The following is a 13661-nucleotide window of genomic DNA, read 5'->3' on the forward strand; positions in this document are numbered from 1 at the left end:
CGGACGGAGGTTATATGAGCCGATGGCGGGAGCGAGGCAAGGTCTCAACTGCCGTCGTCCCGGCGAAGGCCGGGACCCATTACCACCTCACGCAGTTGGTTTGCGCCGGCGTCTACCACTTTGCAGCCGACAACGAACGCCGCCGCGTACGGGCCCCGGCCTTCGCCGGGGCGACGAGTTCACACCGCCATCTTCCGATGCAGCACCGGCGCGCCGGTGGTGAGGCTTTCGGCCGCATCGATGATGGCGTTCGCATCCAGGCCGTGGTGGCGGTAGAGGTCCGCGATGGTGCCGGTCTGGCCGAACTGCTCGACGCCGAGCGCCTCGACGCGGTGGCCGCGGACGCTGCCGAGCCAGCCGAGCGCGGAGGGATGACCGTCGATCACGGTCACGATGCCGCAGTCGCGCGGCAACGGCGCCAGCAGTTTTTCGATGGGGCTGAGATGCTGCACGCCGCGGCGGTCGCGCCGCAATTTTCGCGCGGCAGTCCAGCCTGCGTGGAGGCGGTCGGCCGAGGTGATCGCGAGCAGGCCGACGTCGCGCCGGCTCTCGCCGATGAAGCCGGTCGCCTCGATCGCCTCCGGCGCGACCGCGCCGGTATAGGCGATCACGACTTCGGCATTCGGCCCCGGCTTGCGCAGCCAATAAGCGCCATCAGTGATGCCCTGCCTCAGCTCCGGCGTCATGATGCGCTGCGCCTGCTCGATGCTGCGCGTCGAGAGCCGCAAATAGACCGAGCCGCCCTCGCCCGGATCTCGCTGCATGTGCTCGAAACCGAAAGCCATGATCACGGCAAGCTCGTCGACGAAGGCCGGCTCGAATGAGGCCAGGCCGTCCTGCGCCATGCCGATCAACGGCGTTGCGATCGACTGGTGCGCGCCGCCTTCGGGCGCGAGCGTGATGCCCGATGGCGTCGCCGCCACCATGAAGCGCGCATCCTGGTAACAGGCATAGTTCAGCGCATCGAGCCCGCGCTCGATGAAGGGATCGTAGAGCGTGCCGACCGGCAGCAGCCGCTCGCCGTTGATCTGGTGCGACAGGCCGAGCGCCGAGAGCATGATGAACAGGTTCATCTCGGCAATGCCGAGCTCGAGATGCTGCCCCTTGGGGGAAGCATCCCAATTGAAGGTCGAGGGAATTTTCTCGCTGCGGAATAAGTCTGCCTTCTCGGCGCGCGCGAACAGGCCGCGGCGATTGACCCAGGGGCCGAGATTGGTCGAGACGGTGACGTCGGGCGAGGTCGTGACGATGCGCTTTGCGAGCTCGCTGTCGCTGCGTGCGATTTCGTTCAGCACGAGGCCAAAGCCCTGCTGGGTCGACATCTGCGGCGACGGCTTGAAGGCGAGCTGCTGCGGCACCTCGACGACAGGCGCGCTCAACCGGCGACCGTCCTGGTTGAACGGCACGCGCGCGAGGAAAGCCTCCAACTCGGCCGAATCCTGCGTCAGCCCTTCGAACTTGTCCCATTCGTGCCCGGGGCGGATGTTCTGGCTGTCGCGATATTTCTCCATCTGCGCGACCGTCATCAGGCCGGCGTGGTTGTCCTTGTGGCCCTGGAACGGCAGGCCGACGCCTTTGATGGTGTAGGCGATGAAGCAGACCGGGCGATCGTGGTCGATGGACTCGAACGCCTCCAGCATGCTCGCCGTGTCGTGGCCGCCGAGGTTCGACATCAGCGCCAGCAGCTCGTCGTCGTTGCGCTTGTCGATCAGTTTGGTGATCGGGCCCTGATCGCCGATCTCGTCATGCAGATGCTTGCGAAACGCGGCACCGCCCTGAAAACACAGCGCGGCGTAGAGCGCGTTCGGACAATTGTCGATCCAGCGCTTCAGCGCCTCGCCGCCGGGCTCGGCAAAGGCCTCGCGCATCAGCCGGCCGTATTTCACGATCACCACGTCCCAGCCGAAATTGCGGAACATGGTCTCGAACTTCTCCCAGAGCCCTTCGCGCACGACGGCATCGAGCGACTGGCGGTTGTAGTCGACTACCCACCAGGTGTTGCGCAGGCCGTGCTTCCAGCCTTCTGCAAGGGCTTCGAAGATGTTGCCCTCGTCCATCTCGGCGTCGCCGACGAGTGCAATCATCCGCCCCTCGCGGCGATCCTTCATCCAGCCATGCGCCTTGACGTAGTCCTGCACGAGCGAAGAGAACAGCGTCTGCGCGACGCCGAGGCCGACCGAGCCGGTGGAGAAATCGACGTCGTCGACGTCCTTGGTGCGCGAGGGATAGGACTGCGCGCCCTTGAAGCCGCGAAAATTCTCCAGCTTCTCGCGGGTCTGCCGGCCGAACAGATATTGGATGGCGTGGAACACCGGGCTCGCATGCGGCTTCACCGCGACGCGATCCTCAGGCCTCAGCACGTGAAAATACAGCGCCGACATGATGGTGGCGAGCGAGGCGGACGAGGCCTGGTGGCCGCCGACCTTGAGCCCGTCCGCATTGGCGCGGATGTGGTTGGCGTGGTGGATGGTCCAGGACGACAGCCACAGCGCCTTGCGGCTAAGAGCGGTCAATGTGTCGAGACGAGCGGAATCAACGGGCATGGCAATGCTCCCGGAAACAGACGCTGCGATGATACGCCTGCGGGCGGCGCCAAACTTCTCAATTTTTCGCGCCATACCCCCAGATATTGGGATATTTTACCAATATAGTCCGACTAAGACAGGTTCCATCCCAATGCCCGAGCTTGACGCCATCGACCGCAAGATCCTCGCTCTGCTCCAGACCGACAGCCGCATGACCATGCAGGAACTCGCCGACAAGGTCGGGCTCTCGGTCTCGCCCTGCCATCGCCGCGTCAAGCTCCTGGAGGAGCGCGGCGTTATCTCGCGCTACGTTGCGACCGTCGACCAGAAGGCGCTGGGGCTGCATGTCAGCGTCTTCATCTCGATCAAGCTGGCGCGGCAGAAGGAGGAGGATCTCAACCGCTTCGCGCGTGCGATCTCGAAATGGGACGAGGTGCTGGAGTGCTATCTGATGACCGGCAACCGCGACTATCTACTGCGCGTCGTGGCGGCCGACCTCGCCTCCTATGAGACCTTCCTGAAGACCAAGCTGACCCGGCTCGACGGCATCGCCTCGATCGAGTCGAGCTTCGCGCTGAGCCAGGTGAAGTATTCGATCGCGCTGCCGGTGTGACGGTTGTGGCCACCTCTCCCGCTCCTGTCCGCCGAAGCCTCGGCGAAGGCGGATGCGGGAGAGGCGTAGGCCGCCTCCGGCGACCGTCATCTCAAAAGACGCCGAGGCAAAGCCTCGGCTATGGCGCAGCGCCGGGTGAGGGCTCCGTCCACACAGGGACTCCCGCTGTGGAAGCGCCCTCTCCCCAACCCTCCCCCGCAAGCGGGGGAGGGAGCGCACTGCCGTCGCGGCTAGATGGTCACCGCCATGGCTGCACGATGATCTTGGTGTGGGCCTCCGGATTGGCGAGATCGGCGAACGCCTTTGCGACGCCGTCGATACCTACCTCCGCCGTCACCATCGCCGCCGCATCCACCTGCCCTTCCGCGATCAGGCGCAGTGACGCTGCGAATTCGTCTGGCGTGTAGCCGAGCACATACTGGACATTGAGCTCCTTCATGATGCCCAGCATCGGCTCGCTTGTGTCGGTTTCCATGCAGACGCCGACCACGACAATGCGCGCGTCACGCGGCGCGCCTTCGAACACCTGCTGGAGCAGGCCGGGCACGCCGACACATTCGAAGATGATCGCAGGCTTCAGCGCCGGCAGCATGGCCTGGAACGGCGGTCGCGCCGCCTTCTCCGCATCCGACATCTGCGCGTGCTCGGCCCATGTCGCATAAGGCTGCGACACCCTGGGATCGATGACGATATCGGCGCCGAGCCTGGCCGCAAGCGCGCGCCGCGCCGGCGAATAGTCGGCAGCGATAATCGGATGCAAGCCCTTGAGCTTCAGCGCGGCGATGACCGCGAGCCCGACCGGGCCGCAGCCGATCACGAGCGGCACCTCGCCACCACGGATATTGGCTTTTGCGACGGCGTGAACCCCGACCGCGAGCGGTTCGGTCAGCGCGGCATGTTCCGGCGCAAGACCGTTGGGCACTTCGAGCAGCAGCGCTTCGCTCAGCAGCATCGCCTCGGCATAGCCGCCGATATTGTCGTTGGAATAGCCGATGCCTTCGATGCCCGCAGGCGTCACCAGCGCCGGCAGCGAGCAGACGCGCGTGCCCGGCTTGAGCTTGCGCGCGGTGCCTGGACCGTAGTCGACGATCTCGCAGCAGAACTCGTGACCGAACACCACGTCGCGGCTGAGGTCCATCGGCTTGCGCCCGGTCTTCCGCGCCATCTCCACCATGCGGTGGGCGTGCTGGCGCGCGTGCAGATCGGAACCGCAAATGCCGCAGGCGAGCGTCTTGACCAGAACCTGACCGGGACCCGGCGTCGGCTCCGCCATCCGGTCGACGACAATCTCACCGTTCCTGAAAATCGCAGCGCGCATCCGGCTCCTCCCCTGGTGTTGGGGCCGTTGATAGCACGACGCGGGACGCCCGATCTTGCGTCAGGGGTTCGGGGAACGCTCTTCCAGCACCAGGAGTTGGGCGCGGCGCACCCGCTCGCGATGGGCGATGTAGAGGCCGCTCGCGACGATGAAGGCCGCGCCGATGATGGTCCAGAGATCAGGCACCTCACCGAAGATGAAGAAGCCCAAAAAGCTGACCCAGAGCAGCTGCGTGTAGGAGAACGGCGCCAGCACCGAGGCATCGCCATAGCGATAGGCCAGCACGATGATCCACTGGCCGACGGTCGAGGCAACACCGATCACGATGCCGAGCCCGATCGCGGTCCAGCTCGGCGTGACCCAGACGAACGGCACCATCACGGAAAGGATCGCAACGCCCGTCAGCGCGGAATAGGCCATGGTGGTGAGCACGGCCTCGCGGCCGCTCATCATGCGCGTCAGGATCAGCGCGGCAGCCCAGCAGAACGCCGAGATGATCGGGAAAAACGCGGCGGCATGAAACGCGCTGGAGCCCGGGCGCAGGATGATCATCACGCCGGTCAGGCCGATCGCGGTGGCGATCCAGCGGCGCAGGCCGACCTTCTCGCTCAGGAAGATAATCGACAGCGCGGTGACGAACAGCGGCGACACGAAGCCGGTGGCGGAGGCTTCCGCAATGGGGAGGAACCGCAGACCGGTGATGAAGAACAGCGAGGAGCCGAGCAGCGCGGCGCCGCGCATTAGCTGCAGGCCGATCCGCTCGGTGCGCATCGCATGCAGCGGTGAGCCCGGCAGCATCACCGGCGTGAACATCAGCGCGAAGGTGACGAAGCGGATCCAGGTGATCTCGATCGACGGCAGGCTGGTCGAGAGATATTTCGCGGTCACGTCGGAGGCGCCGAGAAACACCGTCGACAGCAGCACCAGCGCAATGCCCTTGAAGGGATGATCGACGCGCGCGGGCGCACGGCGAGCCGCCGGCTTCTTCTCCGGCACGGGCATGGGAATACTGTCGAGCCTTGCGGCTGCGGCGGGCGGCGGTGTCACGGCTGGAACCCGGAAATAATGCGAATCGAGAACGCTCGCAAAAAACGACAAATGCGCCGCGTTCACAACTTCCGAAAACAGGATGCCGATATGCGCTGACGTCCGCGCGCGTCAATATTCCATTAATAATGGGCGTTTTTGCACTACAACATGGGCAGGCTGCGCGGCTTCGGCCCGCGCGGAAACGCCGCATCGAGCGCCGCAATCTCCTCTTTCGTCAGCACGAGATCGCCGGCGGCCGCATTTTCGGCGGCATGTTCCGCGGATGAGGCTTTCGGAATCGCGAACACCGTAGTTGCACGGGTGAAGAAGCTCAGCGCGACCTGACGCGGTGTCGCGCGACGCGTCTCCGCGATCTTCACCAGCACGGCGCCGCCCTTGCTGCGCACATCCGGAAAATCATCGTGACCGAACGGCGAATAGGCGACCACGGCGACACCATGCCGCTCGCACCAGGGAATCACGGCATGCTCGATCGCGCGTTCCTTGAGATGATAGAGCACCTGATTGCATGCGATCCGTCCCTCGCCCGCAACGTCGAGAATGTCGTCGAGATCGTCGGCATCGAAGTTGGAGACGCCCCAGGACTTGATCTTGCCCGCTTTCACCAACTCCTCGAACGCAGCGACGGTGTCCTCGAGCGGATAGGAGCCGCGCCAGTGCAACAGATAGCAGTCGAGCCGATCGGTCTTCAGCCGCTTCAGCGAACGCTCACACGCCGTGATCGTGCCGCGGCGCGAGGCGTTGCTCGGCAGCACTTTTGAAACGAGAAATACCTCATCGCGACGGCCCGCAATCGCGTCCGCAATGACGAGCTCGGCGTCACCGTACATCTCGGCGGTGTCGATGTGGGTCATGCCGAGATCGAGCCCGCGCTGAAGCGCGGCAATGGCGCGCTTGCGGTCGCCGTGGTCGAGGTACCAGGTGCCCTGCCCGATGACGGAGACGTTGGCGCCGGTCTTGCCGAAAGGGTTTGTGTTCATGTTCTTTTCCGATCTCCGCTCTGTTCTCTCCCTCTCCCCGTTCTTACGGGGAGAGGGTTGGGGTGAGGGGCTGCCTCCGCCAATTCGCTAGCAGTTGGACTCGCGAGACTCCCCCTCACCCGCCGCGCTTCGCGCGTCGGCCTCTCCCCGCAAGCAAGGCGAGGCGAAGAGCCACGCGCTACAGACCGCTGATGTCAGCGACTAGCACGCTCCCGGTCGAGGACTCCGTGATATAGAGACGATCCTTCCTTTCGCCACCGATCGCCACATTCGTGCAATTCGGCCCCGCGCACGACTTGATCCGCGCAATCAATTCGCCGTTGGGCGCGAATACGAAGACGTGACCGAGCGAGGCGTGGCCGACGAACAGGCGACCTTTGGCATCCATGGTCACGCCATCAGGGCCGCTGGTGCCGAACAGCGAGCAGAAGCGGCCAACCTTCGACACGCTGCCATCCTTCATGAACGGCAGCCGCCACACCGCATTGTCGCGCGTCATGGCGACGAACAGGACGGTCTCGGTCGGGTCGAGCACGAGGCCGTTCGGGCTGATGCCGGTGCTGATCAGGCAATCGAGCCGGCCATTCGATGCCAGCCGATAGACCCGACCACTCGGATCGTGCAGGCCGGTCTGGCCCTGATCGGTGAAATAGATGTCACCGCTGGAGGCGAGATGCAGATCGTTGCAGCCGCGGAACGATTCCGAATTGCGCGCGGTCAGGACCGGCGTGACGCGGCCGGCTTTGGCATCGAGCTCCATGATGCCATGCATGTAATCGGCAATCAGGATGCGGCCGTCGGATGCGATCTTCAGCCCGTTCGGCCAGCCCTCATATTCGGCGACCTGCGACCACGCGCCGTCAGGCGCAATACGGAAGATGCGGCCGAAGGGAATATCGACGATGTAGAGATTGCCGTCCTTGTCGAATGACGGCCCCTCGATGAAGGAGTCCGTCGGCACGCCCGGGCGGTTCGCGTCGGCCCAATCCGTCCGCACGCCCTTGCGGCGGAATCTGTCGGGCATCGCGGAGAAGAGCCTGGTCTCGATCAGGCGCGGCGGCGTTTCCAGGTACATCATTGTTGTTATGATTGTTGAGGGGGGGAAGCCGCCGCAACATAGGGCACAATCGAGGGCGCGTCGATTGGCGTGAGGACATGGCAATGGTGCGCGCGCTGCGTAGGGTGGGTTAGCCGAAGGCGTAACCCACCTCTTTCGCTTCCGCATTGACGAAGAGTGGTGGGTTACGCTGCGCTAACCCACCCTACGAGACTTACCCCGCAGCTCCCGCCACCTTCGCGTGCCTTGCCGGCGCCACGTCCGTCGTCGCGATCAGCCGCTTCAGCTCGGGGATGCAGGAGCCGCAATTGGTGCCGGCCTTGAGCTTGGCGCCGATCTCGGCCGCCGTGCGTGCGCCAGTGGCGATGGTGTCGCAGATGGTGCCGCGGCCAACGCCGAAGCAGGCGCAGACGATTGGCCCGGTCGAGGCCGTTCCCTCCGTCGACTTGCCTGATAGCAGCATGCGACGCTGCTCGTCGGTGACGTGATCGGCCGCAAAGGCAGTTTTGACCACTTCCCAATCGCCGGCGTCATGCCCGGGGCCGACGAACAGACAGGCCTCGATGCGATCGCCAGCGAACGAGGCAGCTCGATAGATGCCGCCGCCGAAATCGCGATATTCGGCGATGTCCTCGCCGGCAACGCCGTCGAGCCAAACCGGCCAGCGCGACAGATCCGCGTTGTCGGCGAACAGATAGCCGAAACCGCCGGCAACCGTGACGCGGGTCCACAACAGGTTCGGCGGCAGATCGAGCTGCTGTCGCGACAGCGCGAAACCGCGGAAGACGAATTCGTAAGGCGCGATCGCAGCCGGCGTCGCCTTGGACTCGGGCTGGCCCGAGAACGGATCGGTAAACGACTGCACCAGCGCGCCGACGCGGCCATGCGAGGCGTTCATCGCGCTCCAGTGGATTGGCGCGAACAGCGTGCCGCGCTGCTGGCGCTCGCTGACGACGACTTTCAGGATGCACTGGCCGTAATCGGTGGTGATGCGGGCGTAGCCGTCGTGGGCGACGCCGTATTTGCTGGCGTCATCGGGATGGATCTCGACGAAAGGCTCGGGCAGATGTGCGCCGAGCCGCTGGCTAAGGCCCGTGCGCGTCATGGTGTGCCACTGGTCGCGGATGCGTCCGGTATTGAGCCTGAGGGGGCGCGAGGCGCCGGTCTCGCTGCGCAACGACGGCACTTCCGGCGCGACGAAGCGGCCCTTGCCGTCATTGGTGAAGAAGCCGCCTTCCGCAAAGAAGCGCGCGCGAGGCGCCTCGCCTTGGCGCGCCGGCCACTGCACCGGCTTCAAGGCATCGAAGGCTTCGTTCGACAGCGAGGTCAGCGCGCCGATGTCGAAGTCGCGACTGCCGTCGTTCTCGAAGGCCGAGAGCGCCGCGTGCTCGCGAAAAATCTCGGCGGCCGATTTGTAGTTGAAGCTGTCGCCGAAGCCGAGACGTTTTGCGGTCTCGCTCAGGATCCACCAGTCGGGGCGCGCCTCGCCCGGCGCCGGCAGGAACGAGCGCTGGCGCGAGATGCGGCGTTCGGAGTTGGTCACCGTGCCCGACTTCTCGCCCCAGGCGAGGGCCGGCAGCAGCACATGCGGCCCGGCCGCGACCGTGTCGTTGGAGAGCACGTTCTCGGATACCACGAACAGCTCGAGCTTCTTCAGCGCCTCGCGCACCAAGTCGGCATCGGGCAGCGACACCGCCGGGTTGGTCCCCATCACCCAGAGCGCTTTGACCTCACCGCGGTTGATCGCCTCGAACAACTTCACCGCCTTCAATCCCTCATGGGTGGCGATGCGCGGTGCCTTCCAGAACCGCTTGACGCGATCGATGTCGGGCGGCGTGAAGCCCATGTGGGCGGCGAGCATATTGGCGAGGCCGCCGACCTCGCGGCCGCCCATCGCGTTGGGCTGGCCGGTGAGCGAGAACGGCGAAGCGCCCGGCTTGCCAATGCGCCCGGTGGCGAGATGGCAGTTCAGGATCGCATTGACCTTGTCGGTGCCCTGCGCCGACTGGTTGACGCCCTGCGAATAGAGGGTGACGACGCGCGGCGTGTCGCGGAACATCTGGAAGAAGGTCGCAACGTCCCGCTCGGACAGCCCCGTGGCCAGAGCGGTCGCGGTGACGCTGCCGGCAATGTTGCGCGCGCGAGCCAGCGCGTCGTCGAAGCCGGACGTGTTGTTCGCGACGTAGTCCTTGTCCAACGCTCCGCTATCGACGAGATCAACGAAGAGCCCGGAGAACAGCGCGGTGTCGGTGCCGGGCTTGAGGCCAAGGAACAGATCGACATCGTCAGCGGTGTCGGTGCGGCGCGGATCGATCACGATCATGCGCGCGCCACGCTCCTGCCGGTTCTTCAGCATGCGCTGGAACAGAATGGGGTGGCACCAGGCCGCGTTCGAGCCGACGAAGACCAGCAGATCCGCCTGGTCGAGATCCTCGTAGCAGCCGGGCACGGTGTCGGCGCCGAAGGCGCGGCGGTGGCCGGCGACCGAGGACGACATGCAGAGCCGCGAATTGGTGTCGACGTTGGCGGTGCCGACAAAACCCTTCATCAGCTTGTTGGCGACGTAATAGTCCTCGGTGAGGAGCTGGCCGGAGAGATAGAACGCCACCGCGTCGGCGCCATCGCGTGCCACGATATGCTGCATGCGATGGGCGACATGATCGAGCGCATCGCTCCAGGCGACGCGCTCCAGCACGCCCTTGCAGCGGATCATCGGATAGAGCAGACGGCCTTCGAGCCCGACGGTCTCGCCGAGCGCCGAGCCTTTCGAGCACAGCCGGCCGAAATTGGCGGGATGATCAGGGTCGCCCGCGATCGCCGCGCCACCCTTGCCGTCGGGTGTCGCCAGCACGCCGCAGCCGACGCCGCAATAGGGACAGGTCGTCTTGGTGGCGCGGAGCGTGGGGTCGATCGCCGTCATATCGAGCTGCCTTATCAAGCTGTCTGGTCAAGCCGCCTTGGAGGGATACGCCAGCGCGCGGCCGAACATCATGTCGGTGCGGATCGCCGCCACCTTGTCGCCATTGCGGATCAGCTCGAGGTACCAGAGCGCATCGACGGTATCGCCGATCAGCACGGCGCCGGTGAGCCGGCCGTCGGCGATCACGAGCTTCTTGTAGGTGCCGCGCCTGCGGTCGGTGAGAACGAGGCTCTCGCTGCCCTCGCCGCCCATGAAGTCGCCGGCCGAGAACACGCTGACGCCGGAGACCTTCAGATTGGTCGAGACCACGCTGCCCTGATAGGCGGCGGGACGGCCGGCCAGATGCCGCGCCAGCACCCGCGCCTGCTCATAGGCCGGCTCGACCAGGCCATAGCAGGTGCCGCGATGCTCGGCGCATTCGCCGAGGGCGAAGATGTCGGGCGAAGCCGTCTGCATCACGTCGTTGACGACGATGCCGCGGTTGACCGCGATCCCCGCCTCTTTCGCCAGCGTCACATTGGGCTTGATGCCGGCGGCGAAAATCACGGCGTCGGCCTCGATGCGGCTGCCGTCGGCAAGCTCGACGGCCTCGACGTGACCCTCGCCATGAATGCGGGTGGTGGAGGCGTTGAGCAGGATGCGGATGCCCTTGCGCTCGACCAGCATCTTGAGCAGATCGGCGGCCGGTCCGTCGAGCTGACGCTCCATCAGTCGGTCCATCAGATGCAGCAGCGTCACCGGCGCGCCGGCCTTGGCGAGTCCATACGCCGCTTCGAGACCGAGCAGGCCGCCGCCGACGACGACGACGCGCTTCTTCGCCGCAGCCAGCGTCAGCAGCAGATCGACGTCGCGGGTGTCGCGGAAGGTGTGCACGCCGGCGAGATCGGCGCCCGGCACGTTGAGCCGCAGCGGCGTCGAGCCGGTGGCGAGCACCAGCTTGGAATATTCCATGCTCTCTTCGCCGGCGATCTTGAGCTCGCGGCGGCCGGTGTCGATCTCGGTGACGCGATAGCCATAGCGCACGGTGACGCCGCGATGGCGCCACCAGTCGGCCGGCCGGAGCTCGATCTCGTGCGAGCCGGTCTCGCCGGCCAGCACGGATGAGAGCAGCACGCGGTTGTAAGCGAGCCGCGGCTCTTCGCCGATCACGGCGACCGCGTAGCGGCCGAGCGCGGTCTTGGCGAGCTCGTCGACCAGACGCGCGGCCGCCATACCGTTACCGACGATGACCAGCGGTTCACTCACGAGGCATCTCCTATTCAGCGGCCTGCGGCCGGGCGCCGTAGGCTTCGGACATCATGTAGCCGGACAGCACGCCATAGGCGTCGGTCCAGGCTTTTGCCAGTTCGGGCGTCCATGCTTCGCCAAGACCCTTCTCCAGGGTCCACAGCAGGGTCGCGCCGACCACGGGATAGTGCTCGGCCATCGCACCGTAAGCGACGTGACGCTTGGCGAGCGCGGAGGCCGCGGGAAGAATCGAGTCCAGGTTCGACAGGCCGCCGACGACGGCAGCGAGCATGCCCATCAGCTTCTTGCGCTGCTCGGTCATGTCCTCGGGAAACATCGCGCGCACGGACGGCGCCACCTCGAACAGACGATCGTAGAACAGCACTGCGGCCTGCTCCGATATCGGCGCGACCTTGGCGAAGCTCTGTTGGATGAGAGTGATCTGTTCGGGCGTCATGTGGTTCTCCTGTCTGTTTCAGTTTGCCTTGGTGCGCGCCGTTGCGAACAAGGTTCATGGGTCAAACGTCATCAGAGAGTCTTCTCCCCGCGTACGGGGAGAAGCGAGATTCGTACCAAGTGTCACACTCTTGCTTCAGCCAGACTTGCCGCGCCTTCGCCCTGCGGGCTGCGACGCAGGTAGAACCACCAGGTCAAAGCGAGGCAGGAGGCGTAGAAGGCGAGATAGATCGCGAGCGCGAGCTGCGGCCCACCGGTCATGGCAATCGACTTGCCGAAGCCGGTCGGGATCAGATAGCCGCCGACAGCGCCGATCGCGCCGATGAAGCCGACCGCCGCGCCGCTCTCGATGCTCGCCGTCTTCAACGCGAGCGCGCGCGCCGCATCGCCCTTGCCTCGCACCTTGAACAGGTTCTCCTCGCGGAAGATCGAGGGGATCATGCGATAGGTCGAGCCGTTGCCGATGCCCGTCGTCACGAACAGGATCAGGAACATCGACAGGAAGCCGATGAAATCCTTCTGTCCGACGAAGTAGAGCACGCCAACCGTGGCGCCCGCCATCGCGATGAAATTCCAGAAGGTGATGATCGAGCCGCCGAGCCTGTCGGCCAGCCAGCCGCCGAGCGGACGCGAGAGCGAGCCGACCAGCGGTCCCAGGAACGCGATCGAGATCGTCACGGCCGGGAATTGCGTCTTGATCAGCAGCGGAAACGCGGCGGAGTAGCCGATGAAAGATCCGAACGTGCCGATATAGAGGTACGCCATGATCCAGGTGTGCTTGCGCTTGACGATCGCGAGCTGGTTCTTCACCGACGATTTCGCCGAGGTGAGGTTATTCATGAAGAACACCGCGCCGAACACCGCGATCGCGATCGGCAGCACCCACATCAAGCCGGCATTCTGCAGGAAGATGCCGTCGACGGCCGTGGCCTGGAACAGGTTGAAGACTGCGAGCGTCATCAGGATCGGGGTCAAGAGCTGCACGCTGGAGACGCCGATATTGCCGCCGGCGGCGTTCAACCCCAGCGCCCATCCCTTCATCCGATCGGGGAAGAAGAAGGAGATGTTGGTCATGCTGGAGGCGAAATTGCCGCCGCCGAGACCCGCGGTCGAGGCGACCAGCAGCATCAGCCAGAACGGCGTGTCGGGATGGCTCACGAAATAGGCAAGCGACAGCGTCGGGATGAACAGGATCGCCGCACTGAAGATGGTCCAGTTGCGGCCGCCAAACGTCGTCACTGCGAAGGTGTAGGGAAAACGGATCAAAGCGCCGATCAGGCCCGGCACGGCAATCAGCTGGAACAGCTGATCGGTGGTGTAGTGGAAGCCTGCCTGCGGCAGCTTGGTGGTGACGATGCTCCAGATCAGCCAGACCGAGAAGCCGATATGCTCGGCCACGATCGACCAGATCAGGTTGCGTCGCGCGATAGTCTTGCCAGTCGCATTCCAGAACGCCTCATCTTCGGGGCGCCAGTCTGAAATCCACGTAGGATTCTTCGTCATTGAGTATCCCTT

The 13661-nt window shown here is 65.0% G+C and carries 10 protein-coding genes; 1 reads left to right on the forward strand and 9 read right to left on the reverse strand.

The genetic code is table 11. The features are described 5' to 3' along the window. Nucleotides 1–179 precede the first annotated feature (179 nt). Entirely contained in the window at nucleotides 180–2543 is a 2364-nt protein-coding gene (locus AAE027_RS01620; protein WP_370985073.1) for a transketolase, read from the reverse strand. Nucleotides 2544–2676: 133 nt separating this feature from the next. Here AAE027_RS01620 and AAE027_RS01625 point away from each other — a divergent pair, with 133 nt between their 5' ends. Beyond that, complete coding sequence (locus AAE027_RS01625) at nucleotides 2677–3138, forward strand: Lrp/AsnC family transcriptional regulator (RefSeq protein WP_091891703.1); 462 nt, start codon at nucleotides 2677–2679, stop codon at nucleotides 3136–3138. Between the two features lie 238 nt (nucleotides 3139–3376). Here AAE027_RS01625 and AAE027_RS01630 read toward each other — a convergent pair whose 3' ends face one another. The 8 genes from AAE027_RS01630 to AAE027_RS01665 form a co-directional block, all read right to left on the reverse strand. Beyond that, nucleotides 3377–4456, reverse strand: coding sequence for a zinc-binding dehydrogenase (locus AAE027_RS01630; protein ID WP_370985072.1), 1080 nt, complete (start codon nucleotides 4454–4456; stop codon nucleotides 3377–3379). A gap of 60 nt (nucleotides 4457–4516) precedes the next feature. Beyond that, nucleotides 4517–5458 carry a DMT family transporter gene (locus tag AAE027_RS01635; RefSeq protein WP_370985470.1) on the reverse strand — a complete coding sequence of 314 codons (942 nt, stop codon included), beginning with the start codon at nucleotides 5456–5458 and terminating at the stop codon, nucleotides 4517–4519. Nucleotides 5459–5646: 188 nt separating this feature from the next. After that, nucleotides 5647–6486 (reverse strand): aldo/keto reductase, encoded by an 840-nt coding sequence (locus AAE027_RS01640; RefSeq protein WP_370985071.1) that lies wholly within the window; start codon nucleotides 6484–6486, stop codon nucleotides 5647–5649. A 178-nt stretch (nucleotides 6487–6664) separates the two neighbouring features. Beyond that, nucleotides 6665–7561 (reverse strand): SMP-30/gluconolactonase/LRE family protein, encoded by an 897-nt coding sequence (locus AAE027_RS01645; RefSeq protein ID WP_370985469.1) that lies wholly within the window; start codon nucleotides 7559–7561, stop codon nucleotides 6665–6667. A gap of 196 nt (nucleotides 7562–7757) precedes the next feature. Next, nucleotides 7758–10463, reverse strand: a complete 2706-nt coding sequence (locus AAE027_RS01650; protein ID WP_370985070.1) for a molybdopterin-dependent oxidoreductase — start codon at nucleotides 10461–10463, stop codon at nucleotides 7758–7760. A 27-nt stretch (nucleotides 10464–10490) separates the two neighbouring features. Continuing rightward, nucleotides 10491–11708, reverse strand: a complete 1218-nt coding sequence (locus AAE027_RS01655; RefSeq protein WP_370985069.1) for an NAD(P)/FAD-dependent oxidoreductase — start codon at nucleotides 11706–11708, stop codon at nucleotides 10491–10493. Nucleotides 11709–11718: 10 nt separating this feature from the next. Then, nucleotides 11719–12147 carry a globin family protein gene (locus tag AAE027_RS01660; RefSeq protein ID WP_370985068.1) on the reverse strand — a complete coding sequence of 143 codons (429 nt, stop codon included), beginning with the start codon at nucleotides 12145–12147 and terminating at the stop codon, nucleotides 11719–11721. Between the two features lie 122 nt (nucleotides 12148–12269). Beyond that, nucleotides 12270–13649 carry an MFS transporter gene (locus AAE027_RS01665; RefSeq protein ID WP_370985067.1) on the reverse strand — a complete coding sequence of 460 codons (1380 nt, stop codon included), beginning with the start codon at nucleotides 13647–13649 and terminating at the stop codon, nucleotides 12270–12272. Nucleotides 13650–13661: the final 12 nt, after the last annotated feature.

This window comes from Bradyrhizobium sp. DN3, from assembly GCF_041357655.1.
In the GTDB taxonomy this organism is placed as follows: domain Bacteria; phylum Pseudomonadota; class Alphaproteobacteria; order Rhizobiales; family Xanthobacteraceae; genus Bradyrhizobium.

Bases quoted from the DNA above. Each gene is read 5' to 3' on its own strand.
- AAE027_RS01620 (WP_370985073.1), bottom strand. From the start codon at position 2,543: ATGCCCGTTGATTCCGCTCGTCTCGACACATTGACCGCTCTTAGCCGC.
- AAE027_RS01625 (WP_091891703.1), top strand. From the start codon at position 2,677: ATGCCCGAGCTTGACGCCATCGACCGCAAGATCCTCGCTCTGCTCCAG.
- AAE027_RS01630 (WP_370985072.1), bottom strand. From the start codon at position 4,456: ATGCGCGCTGCGATTTTCAGGAACGGTGAGATTGTCGTCGACCGGATG.
- AAE027_RS01635 (WP_370985470.1), bottom strand. From the start codon at position 5,458: ATGCCCGTGCCGGAGAAGAAGCCGGCGGCTCGCCGTGCGCCCGCGCGC.
- AAE027_RS01640 (WP_370985071.1), bottom strand. From the start codon at position 6,486: ATGAACACAAACCCTTTCGGCAAGACCGGCGCCAACGTCTCCGTCATC.
- AAE027_RS01645 (WP_370985469.1), bottom strand. From the start codon at position 7,561: ATGTACCTGGAAACGCCGCCGCGCCTGATCGAGACCAGGCTCTTCTCC.
- AAE027_RS01650 (WP_370985070.1), bottom strand. From the start codon at position 10,463: ATGACGGCGATCGACCCCACGCTCCGCGCCACCAAGACGACCTGTCCC.
- AAE027_RS01660 (WP_370985068.1), bottom strand. From the start codon at position 12,147: ATGACGCCCGAACAGATCACTCTCATCCAACAGAGCTTCGCCAAGGTC.
- AAE027_RS01665 (WP_370985067.1), bottom strand. From the start codon at position 13,649: ATGACGAAGAATCCTACGTGGATTTCAGACTGGCGCCCCGAAGATGAG.